Consider the following 18,716-nt stretch of genomic DNA (forward strand, 5'->3'; position numbering starts at 1 on the left):
ACAGGAATGTTGTTTTTAATTAGTGAGCTATAATATTAAAAACTGTATTGATTCTTTCAGAATCATACAGATTAAGTGCTTGTTGCAGCCTTTGGCTAGCTAATTTTAAATCCTGATTATTAATTGCAATCAACCCTTGATTAAAGTACTGCAGAGCTACTAGCTGTCTTAGGCTAATCTGTTTATAAATAGTTCTTGAATTAGGATTTCCATACTGGAGCTCGCCTACTTTCTCATTATTCATTAAAGTATTAACCTGACCCATGGGTAAAAACTCCGCTTTAAATTGAGCTACTTTTTGAGGATCAGAAATAAATCCAGCTTGAGCATCCGTAGATTCAAATATGTATTCTTTTTCCTCAAGCTCGGCTATGATAAAAACATGATAATCCGTTTCAATGATTCGGTGAGAAATATTAAAATAATTCAGCAGTACAGAAAACATGATACTTCCTGAAACACAATCGTAATCTCCACCAGATAACAATTCATTTATGGTAGTACCCTTATTATAGTTTTTAAGCATTTTTTGATGAGAAGTGTAAAATAAATACTTCAAAAAATACTCTTGATCATAAGCTGATCTGCGTTCCAATTTATTGATTAATCTGTTCCATTTTTTATGAGTTTCGAAGTCTTTTTGTGAAACTGCAAATTCCTTATCCTTCAAAAGAAACTTATCTTCTAGCTTTAGGGGCTGCCCCAAAACTGGTGCAATGAGTAAAAGGCAGAATGCTGCTATTACTCCTAATAGGATTGAAACTTTGTGATGATATGGTTTTTTAATGTTATCCAATATTAACAAATTGTTAACATATAACGATTTTTACTAATCCAAAGTTAACAATTAATTAATAAAAATAATAAATAGATAACATTATTTAAGCATAGCCCTTACATAAAGGACTGATTAACATGTTTTTATAAGATCGTGTTAATGTTAAAGCTTGTTAATATTATCTAAATAATAGTTGGCTTGATTGAGTAATTCCTCTTTTTCTTCTTTACTCTTTTTATCCCATGTTCTGTACATCATGGAAATTCTCTGGTTCTTCTCTAGCTTTTCTCTGTGCTTATCATAAAAATTCCAGTAAAGACTATTAAATGGACAGGCATTTTTTCCGGTTTTCTTTTTATGGTCATAATGGCATTTGGAGCAATAATTACTCATTTTATGCATATAATTGGCACTCGCCAAATATGGCTTAGAACCTACAATTCCACCATCTGCAAACTGACTCATACCCCTCGTATTGGTAATTTCCACCCATTGAATAGCATCAATGTAAATTCCTAAATACCACGCATCAACCTCATCAGGATCCGTCATATTCAATAATGCAAAGTTCCCGGTCACCATCAACCGTTGTATATGATGAGCATAAGCATCAGATAAAGATTGTTTGATAGATTTTTCAAGGCATTTCATTTTAGTATCACCTGTCCAGTAAAATTCAGGTAATTTTCTTTTATGCTCAAAGAAATTAAGCTTCTCATATTCTGGCATTTTTGCCCAATAAATTCCTCGCATGTATTCACGCCAGCCAATAACCTGTCGGATGAAACCTTCTACTTGCGCTAAGCTAATTCGATCTGAATCATCTTCCCATGCTTCAATCACTTTATCAACCAATTCTTTAGGATGAATCAATTTTGTATTTAAAGCAAATGATAATCTAGAATGGAAAAGAAATTTCTCATCCGTGTGCATTGCATCTTGATAGGTTCCAAAATACGGCAACAGTTCTCTACAAAAATACCTAATAAATTGTAAGGCTTGTTTCCTGTTAATCGGCCAATCAAAATGATCCGCATTAATTTCCCCCAAAGTATCAATTTCCGCATCTTTTATTTCTTCAAGAATATCTTCTACATTGTTTTGGTAACTATATTCCTCTGGTATTGAAACCTCTCCTTTATATTTGTTGCGATTATCATGATCAAAATTCCATTTTTCACCAACTGGATCTTCCCCATTCATCAAAATATCATGATCCTTCCTCATTTGACGATAGAAGTTCTCCATCAAGAACTGCTTTTTACCTTTAAAGAAATTAGCGATATCTTCTCGTTTGGTCAGAAAGTGTTCTGTATCCATAGATTCTGAAGAAATTTCGATCTGATTACAAAATTCTTTAAGCTGCTGATCGAGCCTGTATTCATCGGGTAATAAATATTCAAAATGCTCAATTTTTTCGCTTTTTATTATCGCTTGCAAATTCTTAGTTAAAGAGTGTTGATTATTATCGTCATTGATTTTATAATATATTATGTGATGGCCCTGATCTTTAAGATATTCTGAAAAGGATCGCATAGCTGTAAAAAAAGCTACAACTTTCTGGATATGATGTTTTACATAATCTGTCTCTTGACGCATTTCCATCATCACATAAATAATTTCATTATTTACATCTGAAAACCAGGAATGACGTTCGTATAATTGGTCCCCTAGAACTAATCGCAATGTCTTTTTCATATTAAAAATTTGTATATCAACTCTAGGATAAAATAAATGTTGATAAAATACATTGATAATAAAACGACAATGCTGCCTAAATAGGAACTTTATGAATTGATAAATGACGCTATACTTTTGCTATCATTTTTTATTTATAAATTTACATTTGCATTCAACTAAGAAAAAATTATGAAAAAGCTATTAATCATTCTCGCCAGTATTGTAGGATTATTGGTTTTAACTATTGTCCTGGTACCTATAGTATTTAAGGATAAAATTATATCAAGCATTCAAACTGAGATTGACAAGTCACTAAATGCAAAAGTTAATCTTGACCCTACAAAAATCAGAGTTTCATTGATTTCAAACTTTCCAAATATGACCTTAGGAGTGGAAGATTTCTCCATTTCCGGAAAAGAAGTATTTGAGGGAGACACCCTTTTTGCAGCCAAAGACTTCGCTGTAGAAATGGATATAGTAGCTATTATTAAAGGAGAACCTCTGAATATTAAGGGAATCACATTAGACCAGCCATTAATTAATATTTTGGTATTAGAAGATGGCTCAGCCAATTATGATATCACCTATCCTTCTGAAGAAGAAACTCCTGAAGAAGAAACTACTTCAGAGGATGAATTCACCTTTGGTATTGACCACTGGGAAATCAAAAACGGTAGAATTAACTACATGGATCAGATGTATGGAGTAGCTATTTCGTTGTTAGGAGTAGATCACTCTGGTAATGGTGATTTCTCACTTTCTGTTTTTGATATGCAAACCAATACAACGGCTGAAGATTTTTCTTTTGCCTATGATGGAGATGTATACATTGCGCATAAAAAATTGAAAGCCGATCTGTTGTTTGGTATGGACCTAGATAATTTTAAGTTTACTTTCAAGAATGCCAAAGCATCCTTAAACGATTTCAACCTAAATTTTGATGGATATTTTGCGATGCCTACTGATGACTATGATATGGATATCGCATTCTCAACCACTGATACTCAGTTTAAGAGTTTACTTTCATTAGTGCCGGGTATGTATGCTGAGGGATTTGATGCGTTAGAAACCAGAGGTGAATTTGATTTCTCAGGTTATGTAAAAGGAATTTACAGCGATACTAAAATGCCTGGGTTCTCAGTTGACCTTGCCGTAAGAGACGCCTACGTTAAATCCCCAGATGTACCATTGCCAATTGAAAAAATAGCTATGGAGATGCATGCTTCATCTCAAAGTGGCGATATGAAAGATGGTTATCTTGAAGTCAAAAATTTTGGCCTCAGCATTGATAAAGACAGATTTACAGCCAAAGCAAAAGTTAATAATTTCGATTCTCCTATTTGGGATTTAAGTGTAAACGGAGGATTAAATTTAGATATTATTTCTAAGATTGAACCTACCGAAGATTTCACATTAGCAGGAATGATATCCGCAAACCTAAATTCAAAAGGTTCCTATGTTGATGTAGAAAGTGAAAACTATGCTAAGCTGAATACAAGTGGTAGCATGAGCATGAAGAACTTTTCATATTCAGAAAAAGGTTCGCCAGATTTTAAAATCACAACTGCAGACATGAGCTTTGATCCTAAAGCCATTACGCTTAGTAATTTTGCTGGGAACTATGGTAAAAGTGATTTCACTTTAAATGGAGGTGTAAGTAATTACATTGCTTATGCTTTAGATAAAAAAGCCGTTATTAAAGGAAATATGGAATTAAAATCATCCTTATTAGATATTAACGAGATGATGGGAGTATCTGAAGAAGAAGCGACAGAGACTCCTGAAGATACTACAGCTATGGAAGTAGTAGTTATTCCTGAAACTATTGATTTCACTTTTGATGCCACTGTAGGAACAATCAAATATGATAATTTTGATATGAAAAATGCAGTAGGTAAAATCATTATAAGAGATGGAATCTTAACATTGGATCCAATGAAAGTGGATATGTTAGGCGGATCAATCAAAATGGCAGGTATTTATAATAGCCAAGATGAATATGAACCTAAGTTTGATTTTAAACTAGATATATCTGAATTCAGCATACCTGAAACCTTTAAGAATGTTACTACAGTTCAAAAATTCGCTCCAATAGCCGAAAAAATGGATGGTAAATTCAGCACGAATTTCTCCATGAATGGATTATTGACTCAAACTATGATGCCTGATTTGAATACTTTATCGGGTGGAGGATTGATTAAAATCGTGCAAGCTGCCGTTAAAGATTCCAAAGTGATTAGTGGAGTAACCTCCTTATCTAAACTAGATAATACAAGCGAAGTGAAAATTAATGATGTTAAGGTTCAGGCAGAAATTAAAGATGGCAGATTGAATGTAAAACCATTTGATGTGAAAATAGGAAACTACAATGCCACTATTGATGGAAGCACTGGATTAGGTGGAGACATTGCCTATAATTTAAAAATGAATGTTCCTACAGGAAGCATGGGAAAAGCTGCTAATTCGGCAATTTCAAGCCTCTTAGGCAACAACTTGAATGTAGTAGGTAATTCCATCAATTTAAACTTCAATATCGGGGGTACTTACGATGATCCAAAAGTTAAACTAGGCAGTACAACTTCTGAAGGCGGAAGCACAGTTGCTTCTTCAGCAAAAGAACAGATAACAGAAAAAATTGATGCTGAAAAAGATAAGTTAAAAGCCGAGGCTGAAGCCAAAGCTAAAGCAGCAAAAGATAGTGCGACCGCTGAAGCAGAAAGATTAAAGAAAAAAGCTGAAGAAGAGGCTAAAAAGAAAGCTGAAGAGGAAAAAGAAAAGCTTAAAAAGAAAGCCAAGAGCAAGCTTAAAGATATGTTTGGTGATGGTAAATGATCAGAAATAAATAATTCAAAATAGCATTAAAGGAAAATCAGTTTGATTTTCCTTTTTTTATGTCTTCGAAAATGCCGCTGTACTGTTTCTCAATTTTAAGAAAGACCAGATTTAAGAAAAAAGGCATTTGCTACAACAAAATATTTTAAAATCGTAAGCATGAACAAGGGGTAAAAATTCAGAAGGTAAAATCGAGGCAATCTGAAATATTTACCTAATTTTAGACTTTTATTTTTCAAGCATAAATTATTTAATAATATGTCAACAGCAATTTACAAGGTGCCAGTACCTAAGAACGAACCTGTTAATAGCTACGCTCCTGGAACTCCAGAAAGAGCTTCTTTACAAGCTAAGTTAAAAGAGCTAAGATCTCAAGAAGTTGATGTTCCAATGTACATTGGTGCTGAAGAGGTAAGAACAGGAAAAACACATCCTTTAAATCCTCCACATGATCATCAGCATAAATTAGGTCAATTCCATGAAGGCGATGCCAGCCATGTAGATCAAGCTATAAAAGCGGCTTTAGCAGCTAAGCAGGAATGGGCTGATTTACACTGGCAGCAAAGAGCTGCAGTATTCTTAAAAGCTGCTGACTTAATCGCTGGTCCATACAGAGATAAAATTAATGCGGCTACAATGTTAGGTCAATCTAAAAATGCTTATCAAGCAGAGATTGATTCAGCATGTGAGTTAGCCGATTTCTTAAGATTCAATGTAAAATATATGACCGAAATCTATGAGGAGCAACCATATTCTCCTGATGGAATTTGGAACAGAATGGAATACAGACCATTAGAAGGTTTCGTATTTGCCTTAACTCCATTCAACTTTACTGCTATTGCAGGTAACCTTCCGTCTAGTGCAGCCCTTATGGGTAATACAGTAGTTTGGAAACCTGCTTATTCTCAAATCTATTCTGCCAATGTAGTAATGGAAATCTTCAGAGAAGCAGGAGTACCAGATGGCGTTATCAACCTAATTTATGTGGATGGTCCAACTGTAGGTAAAAAAGTATTTACGCATCCTGATTTTGCAGGTATTCACTTTACAGGTAGTACTGCAGTATTCCAGACGATTTGGAAAACTATCGGTGAGAATATTGAAACCTACAAATCTTATCCAAGAATTGTTGGGGAGACAGGCGGTAAAGATTTCATCTTAGCACACAAAACTGCAGATGCTAAGCAAGTGGCTACGGCTATCACTAGAGGAGCATTTGAATATCAAGGACAAAAATGTTCTGCTGCCTCAAGAGTTTATGTTGCGAATAATATTTGGGACGATGTTAAAAAGAATCTTCTTGCAGATATCAAAGATATCAAAATGGGAGGACCAGAAGATTTCGATAACTTCTTTAATGCAGTAATTGATAGAAAAGCTTTTGATAAAATTAAAGGTTATATCGACCATGCGAAAGAAAGTAATGTAGCAGAAGTGATCGCTGGTGGTGAGTGTGATGACTCAAAAGGTTATTTCATTCAGCCTACCGTAATTGTAACTAAAGATCCTCAGTATGTTACTATGCAGGAAGAAATATTCGGTCCAGTGGTTACCATTTATGTTTACGAAGCGGAAAACTTTGATGAGACCTTAACATTAGTTGACGAAACATCACCTTATGCATTAACTGGAGCAATCTTCAGTAATGATCGCTACATCATAGAGAAAGCTACAAAAAGATTAAGCCAAGCGGCTGGTAATTTCTATGTAAATGACAAGCCAACAGGTGCAGTGGTAAATCAAAACCCATTTGGAGGAGCTAGAAAATCAGGAACTAACGATAAAGCAGGTTCTAAATTGAACTTATTACGTTGGTGTTCTGCAAGAATGGTGAAAGAAACATTCGTTACTCCATCTGATTACAAATATCCGTTCATGGGAGAATAAGATCTAATTACTCATTAGAGTAACTGAAAGCCTTCGAGTTTATTCTTGAAGGCTTTTTTCATGCACTTACTTTATCCTTATTTATTTCCCCCTATCCTCTTTCTTCACCTTCTTAAATAATTAATATTTTCGAAACTTTTCGATGTAATATTTGTATTATATTCGCATTAATTTTAAAGTAAATCAATTTAAAACCAATCAACTTATGATGAAAAGACTTATAATCGGGTCTTTGTGCTTAATGATGTCAATAGGCGCATTTGCACAAAAAAAAGAGATTGAATTCACTGAATTTGATCTTGACAATGGAATGCACGTGATTTTACATCAGGATAACTCTACCCCAATTGTAGTTGTTTCTGTAATGTACCATGTTGGTTCAAAAAATGAGAATCCTGAACGTACTGGATTTGCGCATTTTTTCGAACATTTATTATTTGAGGGTTCAGAAAATATTGAAAGAGGTAAATTCAATAAATACATCACCAATGCAGGTGGTGTTAACAACGCAAACACTTCAAATGACAGAACTTATTATTACGAAATACTACCTTCAAATCAATTAGAACTTGGGCTTTGGCTTGAATCTGAGCGATTAATGCACGCAAAAATTGAAGATATTGGGGTTGAAACACAAAGAGAAGTAGTGAAAGAGGAAAAAAGACAGCGTGTTGATAACCAGCCTTACGGAAGCGTGTTGGAGGAAGTAATGAAAAGAGCTTACACAAGGCACCCTTATCGTTGGACGCCAATTGGTTCTTTAGAGCATTTAAATACGGCTTCATTAGATGAATTTGTTGAGTTTTATGAAACATTCTACGTCCCGGAAAATGCAACATTATCTATTGCAGGTGATATTGACACTGCAGAAGCAAAAAAAATGATAGAAGATTACTTTGGCACTATACCAAAGGGAGGAAAAGAAATTCCAAGACCTAATATTGTAGAACCAGAGCAGAAAGAAGAGGTGAGAGATACTATCTATGATAACATCCAATTACCGGCCGTAATTCAGGCTTATCATATGCCAGCACAAGGTACTGAAGATTCATATGCTCTTGAAATGTTGAGTACAGTATTATCTGGTGGTCAGTCTGCCAGAATGTATAAATCATTGGTAGATGAACAGCAAAAAGCTTTACAGGTAGCCGCTATCCCTTTTTCGTCAGAAGATCCGGGCCTATATCTATTATTTGGATTACCAACTATCGGGGGTGATTTAAAAGAATTAGAAGCAGCTATGGATGCTGAGATCAAGAAGGTACAGGAAGAATTGATTTCTGATAAAGAATTTGAGAAAATAAGAAATCAGAAAGAAAACGACTTTATCTCAGGAAACAGTAGAATGGCCGGTATAGCTGAAAGCTTAGCAAATTATCATGTTTACTATGGCGATGCTAATTTAATCAATAAGGAAATTGACAGATTCATGAATGTAACTAAGGAAGATATCAAAAGAGTTGCTAATGAATACCTTAATGAAGACAATCGAGTGGTATTGTATTATCTACCAAAATCGCAACAAAACCAATAAGTCGTTTCACTTTATAAATGAATAATGATGATTAAGAAATTATATATAAGCTTAATTTTTACCCTTATTGCAAGTTTTGCAATAGCACAGGTAGACAGAACTACGGCTCCTGAACCAGGGCCGGCAAAGGAAATTAACATTGGCGAACCAACTACTTTCACTCTTAAAAATGGACTAAAGGTATTTGTAGTAGAAAACCATAAGTTACCAAGAGTTGCATTTTCTTTAACCTTCGACAGAGATCCAATCTTAGAAGAAGATAAAGCAGGCTATGTGAGCATGGCGGGTCAAATGTTAATGAAAGGAACTAAAAATAGAAGCAAAGCAGAATTAGATCAAGACATCGATTTTATTGGGGCTAACATCAGCACATTCGCAACAGGAATGTTTGCTACCTCTTTAACTAAGCACCAAGATAAATTAATGGAGTTGATGACTGATATCTTATTTAATCCATCTTTCCCGGAAGAGGAATTAGATAAGTTAAAAAAACAATCATTATCTGGTTTAGCTGCATCAAAAGACGATCCGAATGCTATTGCTTCAAACGTTAGAGGTAAATTAGTATATGGAGACAATCACCCATACGGTGAATTCGAAACTGAAGAAACGATTGAAAATATCAATTTAGAAGGCATCAAAGAATATTATAATACCTACTTCAAGCCAAATATTGGCTACCTAGCGATTGTAGGTGATATTACGCCTAAAGATGCTAAGAAGTTAATCAAGAAAAATTTCGAAAATTGGGAAAAAGCAGAAGTTCCAACAAAAGAATATGAAATGCCTACTCCTCCGGAAGAAACTTTCGTGGCTTTAGTTGATCGTGAAGCTTCCGTACAATCTGTGATCAATGTGACTTATCCAGTTGAGCTTCCAATTGGTAGCGAAGATGTAATTACAGCAAGAGTTTTAAATGAAATTTTAGGAGGTGGTTTCTCTTCAAGACTAAATCAAAACCTTAGAGAAGACAAGGCCTTTACTTATGGTGCTGGCTCTTCATTGAGTGCAGATGAATTAGTCGGAAGCTTTAATGCAAGCGCTAGTGTGCGTAATGAAGTGACTGATAGTGCTGTGAATGAGTTTATGGCTGAATTAGTGAAAATCAATAAAGAAGGTGTAACACAAGAAGAATTAGATGCTGCTAAAGCTTCTATTTCAGGCAGTTTTGCCAGATCTTTAGAAAGCCCACAAACGGTAGCCTCATTCGCGATCAATACTGCGCGATACAATCTTCCAAAAGATTATTATGCGAACTATTTGAAGAATTTAGAAGCGGTAACTTTAGAAGATGTAAAAGCAGCGGCTCAAAAATATATCCTTCCCGAGCAAGCTAATATTTTAGTAGTGGGTAAGGGATCTGAAGTAGCAGAAAAATTAGAGCGTTTTGGTGAAGTGAAATACTTTAACCGTAAAGGCGAAGAGTATGATCCGAATGACAAAAGCGCGATGCCTGCTGACTTAACAGTTGAGAAAGTATTCGAAAAATACTTTGAAGCATTAGGCGGAAAAGAGAATATCGAAGCAGTAAAGTCTATCAAAACAGTTTACTCAGCGAGTGTTCAAGGTCAGAATATAACCATTACGGAAGTAAAAAATAATGCCAACTACAAAAATGAGACTGCTATGGGACCAATGGTATTAAGTAAAGTATTGGTAACTGATGAAGATGTGAAAGTTTTTCAGCAAGGACAGGAAGTTCCAGTACCAGATGCGGCAAAGGATAATATCAAATTTGGCGCTAAAATTTATCCTGAACTTTATTACGATGAAATTGGAGCTACTTTAAAATTGACGAATGTTGAAGAAGTAAATGGCAAACCTGCCTATGGTGTAAGTGTCACTTTACCTTCCGGAATAAGCTCTACTTCTTACTTTGATGCAGAATCAGGATTAAAAGTGAAATCAAGCTCTGCTCAAGGATCTGAAGTCATTAAATCATACAAAGAAGTGGATGGAATCATGGTTCCTGAAAAAAGAGCGATCAGTCAGGGCTTTCAATTAAGTGCTGATTTAGAATCTGCAGTGATCAATTTCGAAATCAAAGAAGATACTTTTAAATAAAGGATTAATAACATTTTAAGAAAAGCCCGAATAAATCATCTTTATTCGGGCTTTTTTTATTGAATCTAAAAAGATTAAAATTGGCGATTAAAGTTAAATAGTTATTTAAATTGTTCTTTATTCCTCTTAACAAAGCCAAGGAAGCTTTCAGGCTTTTTTCCACTTATCTTCAAAACAGAATCACTTATTTCCGGAGTTGTTTGAAATCTTGGGAAATAGTGTAGCATAATCATTACAAATATCAGCATAGTAGGCACTCTCTCCTTCCTTTTTCTAAAAAAGAAAGAGAGCAAGTTGGGGGATATGAATATAATATTTTGACCTGTCACTTGATTGATTTGACTTACCATTTCTCCAAAAGTCAATTTTTCATTATTGGTTAAATCATAAGCTTTATTTTGATGCATTTCTGGATTTTGCAATATTTTAGCTCCTACTTGACCGATATCGTTTACATCTACAAGGGTGAACTTCGCATTACCCGCTGGTAAATACACCTCCGCTTTTTCAATTATATCCTTCCTTAGGGTGGTAGTAAAGTTTTGCATAAAATAAGCTGGCCTCAAGAAAGTATAGTTAATACCTGAGCCCATTATCATTTTTTCAATTTTATGATGAGGAATAATACTGTTTTTGTCTGCACCCTGAACTGATAGAAAAACAATATGTTGAATGTCCACTTGAACTGCTGCTTCTATTAAAGGCTTAAAATATTTTTTCGTATCGGATATTTGAGGTGGTCTCAATAAAAACAAAACGTCCACACCGCTTAAGTAGTCGTTGAATTGATTGACATTTTCAAAGTCAAACTCCTGAAATTCAAGAGAATGAGACTTTTCAAAAGCGGTACTATCCTTTTCTAAATCTCGAATTCCAGCAATTATTTTTGATTCGATTTTGAGTTCCAATAAAGCCGCTATTGTTGCTTTCCCAATATTTCCGGTGGCACCAGTGATTAAAAGTTTCATGATTTTAATTTGATAAATTCTAAAAAATATATTTCTAATGCTTCTATAGCTTCAACATAATTCTGAAGAAGCCATTCAGCTTTTAGCTGTTTTATGATGCTGGGCCCTTCATATTGATCAACATATTACTTAAGCTTAAGGGAAAAATATTGATACAAGGTCCATCAATAGCTTACAAAAGGCATCTGTTTATTATACTTTGCAAAATTTTCATCCTTGCAAAGCTGGAGAATATAATCGGCTAAATCTTCTCTTCCTATTTTGGTACTTGCATTAACACCGACCCAGCCCACTCGATAATCATCTTTTTTGGGCTCATCTGTCAACCTTGGCCCCCTTACAATAATCCAATCCGTAGCACTATTTTTCAACAATTCAGCATGCTCCACAGCATCATTAAGTATTTTAGGAACCGCCAACTTCATGATGAAACGAATCATCTTGTCCATGAATTTTGGTTGGTCTTTATCAGGAAAAGGTAGCCCACCACCTGATAGAGAAATAATTTGGTTAACTCCTGCTGTTCGCATAGCTTTTATGATATTTTGGGTACCTTTTGTTTGTAATCCTTCTGGTGATCCTTTTACATGACCGAACAAACTTATTACCATGTCTGTACCACTCACTGTTTTAGTTACATCTTCTGGATTTAAAACATCTCCTTGAATGATTTCTATTATTGACTTTTTAGTTTTGATTTTTTCAGGATTTCGAACCAATGCTTTAATCGAATAGCCTGCGTCAAGTGCTTGTTCTACAAATTTCTCTCCTGTTTTTCCACTCGCTCCGAATACAGCTAATTTCTTCATATCTTTAATTACTCCTTAGTTATTTGCTATTATACCCAATAATTAGGTACTTGTTCAGTAATTATATACACACCTTTTTGTAAGTATGGAAAAAGACATTGCTAAAGTAAGTCCGAGATGTCCTATTAGAACCACGCTTGAATTAGTAGGCGGAAAATGGAAGCTTCTAATTATCATTCAACTAGCGCATGAACCGAAACGTTTATCAAAATTAAAACGGGATATTCCTGACATCAGCGAAAAAATGTTGATACAAGAATTAAAGAATTTAGTAGATAGTGAATTAGTATTCAGAAAAAATTATGGAGAGGTACCCCCTAGAGTAGAATATGAATTAACCAAAAAAGGAAAACTAGCTTTGCCGCTAATAGAACACATGAAAGATTTTGCAGAACAGTATACAGCTCTATAACAATCAAAAAACTATTCTTTTCATGTTTATTGATTAAGACTCTCCTCCAATAAAATCATCCAATTCTGTCCTAATTCAACATATGGGAGTTGAAATTATATGCTTCCATATCAACACAGACAATTCCACTTCTTCCTACATTTATGTATTATTACATCTATAATGTGAAAGATATAGAAAAGCTGATCTGCAATTAGGGGATAATTTACTACATTTTTTTACTTCATCGCATAATTTTCTCTAATGAATAATCGCAAGAGAACGCTAAAAGAGCAGCAAAATTTCTATTTGATTAAAACAGTGAACAAGAGAGCTCAGCATTTAGAGTTAGCCCTAAAAAATTACCACTAATTCAATTTTGACCTCTTACTTAAAAAATTGCAAGATAGCTTCAGAAAGCAAGTCTGCATTTACTCTTTCAATAGGATGCTTCGTTTTGGGGAACACCTGCATTTGACCATTCTGAAGTGCTTTGTAAAATGCATTCGTTTCCTCCAAACTCACCATATGGTCTTGATCGCCTAAGCCCAATCTTATCGGAAGTTCTAACTTATTCACATTGGTGGTATTTAGTAAAGGATGACTTCCTAAATCCAACATCATTTCAGCTGTTTGAGTACATAGGGCTGACCAATTTTCAGCATGTTGAGATTTCAAATGCTCGGCAAACTGAGGTACTTTCTCCTGAATTTTCTCTGGATCTAACATCTTCACTTCCTGCTTAGCTTGTTCTGCTTTCCAGTCGAGCTTAGTACCCAAAGTCATGATTCTATTAAACAAATCCGGCTTTTGCAAGGCAAGTGCTAATGCGACATATCCACCCATACTGAACCCAAAAACAGCTGCATTTGAAATATTATCTTTCGTTAAAATAGATTCCAAATCATCCACTAAATCTTGCATTTTAAAGCCAGCGCCACCCTCGGCCCTACTTCCGTGCCATTTAAAATCAGGGGTAATGAGTTTGAAATCCTTTTCCAGTTTCGGAATTAAAAATTCGAAAGATTTTGAGCTTCCTAAAGCTCCGTGTAATAGAATAAGGGTTGGTTTATTTGCCATAAAACTGTTTCCTTTTTTATTAATTTATCATTTAATTTTCTTCTGATAAAAAAACTAAAACCTGTCAGGTTTTATCTGCTCTTTATTCCGAAAATGACTACTATTCTACTCTTTTTATTCTGTGAAACCTGACAGGTTTAGAAAATTTTGCTGAACTGCTTTAAAATGAAAACCGTCAGATTAATTCGGCTCAAATAGTTCAAGCGTCCGCTTGGACTTTTCATCTTAAATTATCAGCTTTCAATTGACTACCAAAACCTGTCAGGTTTATATCTGCTCTTTATTCTGAAAATGACTACTATTCCACTCTGTCAATTCCTCGAAATCTGATGGGTTTACTTAATCGCAGTATCTGATATTCTAAACTAGTTCAAGCGTCCGCTTGGACTTAATAACTTAATATAACTGTTTATAAATTACAAATAACCTGCTAGCCAATAAGCGGTATAGCCCATCCATTCTTTAAACAAGGTGTGCCATTTGAATAGAGCATCATCTGAAGGAAGAAACATGGACGGACTAATGAGCTGGTCGTTTGTATAATAAACTGTTGGGTATTCTGTCAATTGAAAGCCTTGCTTTCTAAAGCAGCCTGCCGCCCTGGGCATATGAGAAGCACTGGTAATCAGTAATAAGGGTCTGCTTTTATCAATGAAGTCAGAAGCTAAACGAGCGCTTTCCACTGTATTTCTAGATTGATCTTCAATTTTTACCCGAGCCACAGGAAAATTGATAGATTTCAAATAACCGAGCAGCACTGCAGACTCTTGTAAGTCCTTTCTTAATGCGGTAGCACCTCCTCCTGAAATGTATAGCGTATCGATTATTCCTTGCTCAAAAAGCATGATAGATTGTAAAAGTCGATCCGCGTTCTGATTGAAATAAACTCTATCTTTTGGCTCTTTGAGGGTATTGGTCATCCCTGTGAGTAAAACTCCATAGGTATAATGCCTGGATTTAATCTGTTGCAAGTCGGCAGGCGGAGACTGATATGCCTTTAGAAAACTATTGGCTAAAAAATCATTGGTAAAAATGACAAATAAGCTAAAGCCCAAAATGGCTAAATATTTTCGGAATTTCCATCTGCGGAAAATGAAAAAAGCTAGCCAAACAAGGCCAATCAAAGTGGCTGGCATTAATAAATAACTTATGGTTTTGGAGAGGATGAAGAACATATTATTTAAAGATTCAACTTTTCCAAAGTTTGGAACTTTGGAAAAGTTATTCCCACTTTATTGATAAATCCTTTTATACTGATCTTGCTTTACAGTACAGTTGATCCATCCTTCATCTAAATCTGCACCAATGGCTTTATAAAATTCAATAGAAGGCTCATTCCAATCCAGCACTTGCCAGGTTGTTAACCTACAATTTAGCTTATCCGCTTCTTCAAGTATAGCATTTAACAATTTTCGACCATAGCCATTTCCTCTTTCTGACTCGGTTACAATTAAATCTTCCAAATACATCACCTTTCCGTTCCAGGTAGAATAGCGGAAATAATATAAGGCTATGCCTACAATTCCATTTTCCGTTTCTGCCACAAATAAACCATAGGCAGGATTATCACCAAAACCATCTTTAATGAGTTCTTCCACATCCACCACTACAGCATCTGGCTCACGTTCGTAAACCGCTAATTCCTGGATTAACTCTAAAGTTCTTGGTATATCTTTTTCGCTTGCTTTTCTTATCGTTACACTCATAAAAATAAATTTAATCGCTTAGAGGATAAGGCGCAAAGAAATGATGGAAATAAATTGGCAAGATGCCATTTGGTGAAAGCTTTAAGCTGTCTCCATCGCTTTCTTTGATTTTCTGTATAAGAAATTCTGGAAGATATTTCTTTTTGCAAAGCGGTAGGGTTTATCAGCATTACAAAGCTTTTGATAGACATTCTTATTCACACCAAAATATTCGTAAGTCGTTCCGTCTAAAAAGCTAACCTCTAACAATAATCCCTTATGTCTGAAATCCAAAATATTCGATTCGGTAGTAGTTTTGGTATACTCTTCCAAATTGGCCTTATGGGTTTCAGGTGCAATACTGATTAAGAAATGATAGCCATCAATGATCTGCTGACTTTTGATTTCAGCTTCTTCTGCTTTAGGATCGCCAGCCTGAAATTTATCGGGATGCCATTCTTTTACTAGATTTCTATAGGTGGTTTTTAATTGCTTTAAGTCAATAGGACCTTCCACATTAAATAATTTTTTGTATTCTTTAATACGCTTCATAAGGGTGCTTTCTAATTAGAGCGCAAAGGTAGTTAGGACATGCTTAAAAACGCATTTTCCAATAAAAATTTGTTTGTGGGAAAAATATATCAAAAACTATTACGCTTTTGATAACATGAGCAAGGATTTTCTCTAGATCTCTCCACTTTTCCTTGCACTTCAAAAAATTTGAAATTCAATTTTTTGAGCTAGCCTCAGGCACGCCACCTACTGCCCGGTCGAAGATTAAGGTATAGGCATACCCCTGCACTTCGACCGATTGTATCTGACGTACCTGAGACTTTTTCAGCAAGCCCTAATTAAATAAAGTTCGTAAAATGCTGTTGATGAAAAATATAGCATTGAAATTAAAGTAGATTTTGCAGAACTGTAGTCCGAAAAACAACTAAAATTGCTAGCAAACAAGACCTGTCAGGTTTTGAAAACCTGACAGGTCTCAGCAGTAAAGCACTTAGCCGTAGTTAAAACTCATTCGCAATTTCTATCATCTTCAGATAATCTTGTACGAGCTCTTTATTTAGTTTTTTCGGGTCAATTTTACTTAATAATAATTTCAATTGTTGAACCGCTGCCAGTCGATCATCCAATTCGTCATCATCTATGCAATTGATTAAATCAATGCATGCATCATATTTAATGGCACTACTTTCAGCTAAGAGCTCTACTCCTGCTATTAATGATTGTAAGCTTACTTTCTGGCCATGGCTGTCACGCAGGAAATTGGATAAATCCAGAATTAAATTCTCCAGTGAATTCGTTTTAAAACTCGCCAGATTTTCATTGATAATGGTAGCCGCTTTTTCCTTGGCGAAGGAAGTATCTACACCCGGTGGTTTATCAAAATAGCCTACTAATAAGCCCATCACCATATGGAAATGATTCAAGCTCACCTGCTCCTTTTGATCAAACTTCTTTTTCTCCTCCTCCGACAGGAAGTAGGGCAAACTAAAATCAGCATTCGCATTTAGTCTTTTCCCTACTGCAGAATCTTTTTCAAAATGCTTCCAGATCACGGCATACTTTTCTGAACTCATGGGCTTCTTTTTTGGTGAATTGAGATTACAAATCTGCAAGCTTTAGGTAGGATTAGCAAGAGAGGAACTAGCTATTTATTAAGTTCAGATTTTATTAAACTGAAATTAGTATAAAAAAACCTGTCAGGTTTATGTGCTCCATTAATTGTTGGACTTGTTATGTTACTTCACTGAAATTTCAGGAAACCTGACAGGTTTAGAATATCTGTAATCTCAGGCCTACTTCCTTGATCTCAACACCTTTCCTATTGCTTCTCCAATTGGCTTAAATTCATCAGGTGTAAATTCATCAGTTTTGGCATTGTTGCACCAGTAGCAAGCCATAACTAAATTATCATAAAAGTATTCCTGATTAGGTTCTTTACGATCTATTTCTAAATTCCAGCCACGCTCATTCTTTTTATAAATTTTACCAGCTTCAATAAGCTCCTGTATCTTTTCTATGCTGGTATTACAATAGTAGCATTCTGTCTCTTTTATCAACTTTTCATATTGATTTTTAGATAAAATCCTTGAAAAGACCTCAATAAAATACCCCACTCGCCATTCTTCTAATCTTGGCTTTAGTTTGTTTTCCGAGTCTTTGATAAATTTATAAATCTTATCTATTTCAACTCCGTCTACTGAATCATTTCTCTCCTTGTGATAATACTCAGCAGTGTATTTATAAATTAACTCTTCTTTGTCTCTTAAATCGAAATCCATAAACTCCTGAAGTGAGGGTTTGAATTCAGCATTTTTATGCTTTAATACTTTTTCGAATAAGTAAAACCTTAAGCGAGTGTTAAAGCTGTCAGTGGATTTGGATTGATAAGACATTCTTATGTTGAAATCTTATTGATAAATAAAAACATGAAAAGATTTTCATCCAAAAAAGGACTAATTATAAAAAAGATATTCCACTTTTCTAGTTGTGAAATAAGGTCTGACTTTAATCAGGAGGAAATATCCCAATAGAAAAAAGAATATCGATATTAAAACAAGAGATATACTCGGAATAAAATCAAGAGAAAGGAATTTAGTTGCGTAAATAGCAATAATAGGACTGCAAATTAAAAATGTTAGAGAATACCCAATAAATCTCTCTTCCCATTTTTTCCACTTCGGACAGAAATAAAATTTCCCATTTAAATATGTTATTGTTCCACTCAAGTATAAAATCCGAAGCTTTTTTCTAGTAATGAGTGGATTAGCTTCCCTTAATTTTATCAACCAGGGCAAGTCTTTTTTCTTAGCTTCTGGGAACATTAATTGAGATGACTTTTTGTATTCTGACTCTATTCGTTCTAATCTATTTATGAACCTTGATAGTTTTATTTTTCCTTTATCATATTTTGATTCTTTAGCTCTCAACTTGTAAACGTTTAAAACTAAGTTAGCAATACTTATTAAAACTGATATAATTTTTATTAACATAGCTCC

Annotated in this window: 16 protein-coding genes; 5 read left to right on the forward strand and 11 right to left on the reverse strand. The window is 34.7% G+C overall.

Annotated features, from left to right (window positions below; all coding sequences use genetic code 11):
* Window positions 1-19: 19 nt before the first annotated feature.
* Both QYS47_RS15365 and QYS47_RS15370 read right to left on the reverse strand, forming a co-directional pair.
* The gene (locus tag QYS47_RS15365) at window positions 20-796 is read right to left on the reverse strand and encodes a hypothetical protein (protein ID WP_302123211.1); all 777 of its coding nucleotides are present in this window, start codon (window positions 794-796) and stop codon (window positions 20-22) included.
* Window positions 797-940: 144 nt separating this feature from the next.
* Window positions 941-2,476, reverse strand: a complete 1,536-nt coding sequence (locus QYS47_RS15370) for a cryptochrome/photolyase family protein (RefSeq protein WP_322347022.1) — start codon at window positions 2,474-2,476, stop codon at window positions 941-943.
* A 171-nt stretch (window positions 2,477-2,647) separates the two neighbouring features.
* Here QYS47_RS15370 and QYS47_RS15375 point away from each other — a divergent pair, with 171 nt between their 5' ends.
* From QYS47_RS15375 to QYS47_RS15390, 4 genes are all read left to right on the forward strand, one after another.
* Window positions 2,648-5,290, forward strand: a complete 2,643-nt coding sequence (locus QYS47_RS15375) for an AsmA-like C-terminal region-containing protein (protein ID WP_322347023.1) — start codon at window positions 2,648-2,650, stop codon at window positions 5,288-5,290.
* A gap of 258 nt (window positions 5,291-5,548) precedes the next feature.
* Window positions 5,549-7,177 carry an L-glutamate gamma-semialdehyde dehydrogenase gene (gene pruA, locus QYS47_RS15380; protein ID WP_308355853.1) on the forward strand — a complete coding sequence of 543 codons (1,629 nt, stop codon included), beginning with the start codon at window positions 5,549-5,551 and terminating at the stop codon, window positions 7,175-7,177.
* 205 nt (window positions 7,178-7,382) lie between these two features.
* Complete coding sequence (locus QYS47_RS15385; RefSeq protein WP_322347024.1) at window positions 7,383-8,711, forward strand: M16 family metallopeptidase; 1,329 nt, start codon at window positions 7,383-7,385, stop codon at window positions 8,709-8,711.
* Window positions 8,712-8,735: 24 nt separating this feature from the next.
* Window positions 8,736-10,775 carry a M16 family metallopeptidase gene (locus QYS47_RS15390; protein WP_322347025.1) on the forward strand — a complete coding sequence of 680 codons (2,040 nt, stop codon included), beginning with the start codon at window positions 8,736-8,738 and terminating at the stop codon, window positions 10,773-10,775.
* A 101-nt stretch (window positions 10,776-10,876) separates the two neighbouring features.
* Here QYS47_RS15390 and QYS47_RS15395 read toward each other — a convergent pair whose 3' ends face one another.
* Together QYS47_RS15395 and QYS47_RS15400 are read right to left on the reverse strand one after the other, a co-directional pair.
* On the reverse strand, window positions 10,877-11,743 hold the full coding sequence (locus QYS47_RS15395; protein ID WP_322347026.1) for an NmrA family NAD(P)-binding protein: 867 nt from the start codon (window positions 11,741-11,743) through the stop codon (window positions 10,877-10,879).
* Window positions 11,744-11,907: 164 nt separating this feature from the next.
* Window positions 11,908-12,552, reverse strand: a complete 645-nt coding sequence (locus QYS47_RS15400; protein ID WP_322347027.1) for an NAD(P)-dependent oxidoreductase — start codon at window positions 12,550-12,552, stop codon at window positions 11,908-11,910.
* An 85-nt stretch (window positions 12,553-12,637) separates the two neighbouring features.
* On the opposite strand from QYS47_RS15400, the gene QYS47_RS15405 reads away from it, so the two are divergent.
* Window positions 12,638-12,964, forward strand: a complete 327-nt coding sequence (locus tag QYS47_RS15405) for a winged helix-turn-helix transcriptional regulator (protein WP_322347028.1) — start codon at window positions 12,638-12,640, stop codon at window positions 12,962-12,964.
* A gap of 366 nt (window positions 12,965-13,330) precedes the next feature.
* On the opposite strand, the gene QYS47_RS15410 is transcribed toward QYS47_RS15405, so the two are convergent.
* The 7 genes from QYS47_RS15410 to QYS47_RS15440 all read right to left on the reverse strand — a co-directional run bounded on the left by QYS47_RS15410 (window position 13,331) and on the right by QYS47_RS15440 (window position 18,710).
* Window positions 13,331-14,023, reverse strand: a complete 693-nt coding sequence (locus QYS47_RS15410; protein WP_322347029.1) for an alpha/beta fold hydrolase — start codon at window positions 14,021-14,023, stop codon at window positions 13,331-13,333.
* Window positions 14,024-14,439: 416 nt separating this feature from the next.
* Window positions 14,440-15,159 carry a YdcF family protein gene (locus tag QYS47_RS15415; protein WP_308355847.1) on the reverse strand — a complete coding sequence of 240 codons (720 nt, stop codon included), beginning with the start codon at window positions 15,157-15,159 and terminating at the stop codon, window positions 14,440-14,442.
* A 96-nt stretch (window positions 15,160-15,255) separates the two neighbouring features.
* Window positions 15,256-15,729 carry a GNAT family N-acetyltransferase gene (locus QYS47_RS15420; RefSeq protein ID WP_302123183.1) on the reverse strand — a complete coding sequence of 158 codons (474 nt, stop codon included), beginning with the start codon at window positions 15,727-15,729 and terminating at the stop codon, window positions 15,256-15,258.
* Between the two features lie 81 nt (window positions 15,730-15,810).
* Entirely contained in the window at window positions 15,811-16,260 is a 450-nt protein-coding gene (locus QYS47_RS15425; RefSeq protein ID WP_322347030.1) for a KTSC domain-containing protein, read from the reverse strand.
* Between the two features lie 461 nt (window positions 16,261-16,721).
* The gene (locus tag QYS47_RS15430; RefSeq protein ID WP_322347031.1) at window positions 16,722-17,294 is read right to left on the reverse strand and encodes a hypothetical protein; all 573 of its coding nucleotides are present in this window, start codon (window positions 17,292-17,294) and stop codon (window positions 16,722-16,724) included.
* A gap of 219 nt (window positions 17,295-17,513) precedes the next feature.
* Window positions 17,514-18,113 (reverse strand): hypothetical protein, encoded by a 600-nt coding sequence (locus QYS47_RS15435; protein ID WP_322347032.1) that lies wholly within the window; start codon window positions 18,111-18,113, stop codon window positions 17,514-17,516.
* Between the two features lie 60 nt (window positions 18,114-18,173).
* On the reverse strand, window positions 18,174-18,710 hold the full coding sequence (locus QYS47_RS15440) for a hypothetical protein (RefSeq protein ID WP_322347033.1): 537 nt from the start codon (window positions 18,708-18,710) through the stop codon (window positions 18,174-18,176).
* Between the last annotated feature and the right edge of the window lie 6 nt (window positions 18,711-18,716).

The sequence above is a fragment of the Marivirga arenosa genome, assembly GCF_030503875.2.
In the GTDB taxonomy this organism is placed as follows: Bacteria; Bacteroidota; Bacteroidia; order Cytophagales; family Cyclobacteriaceae; genus Marivirga; species Marivirga arenosa.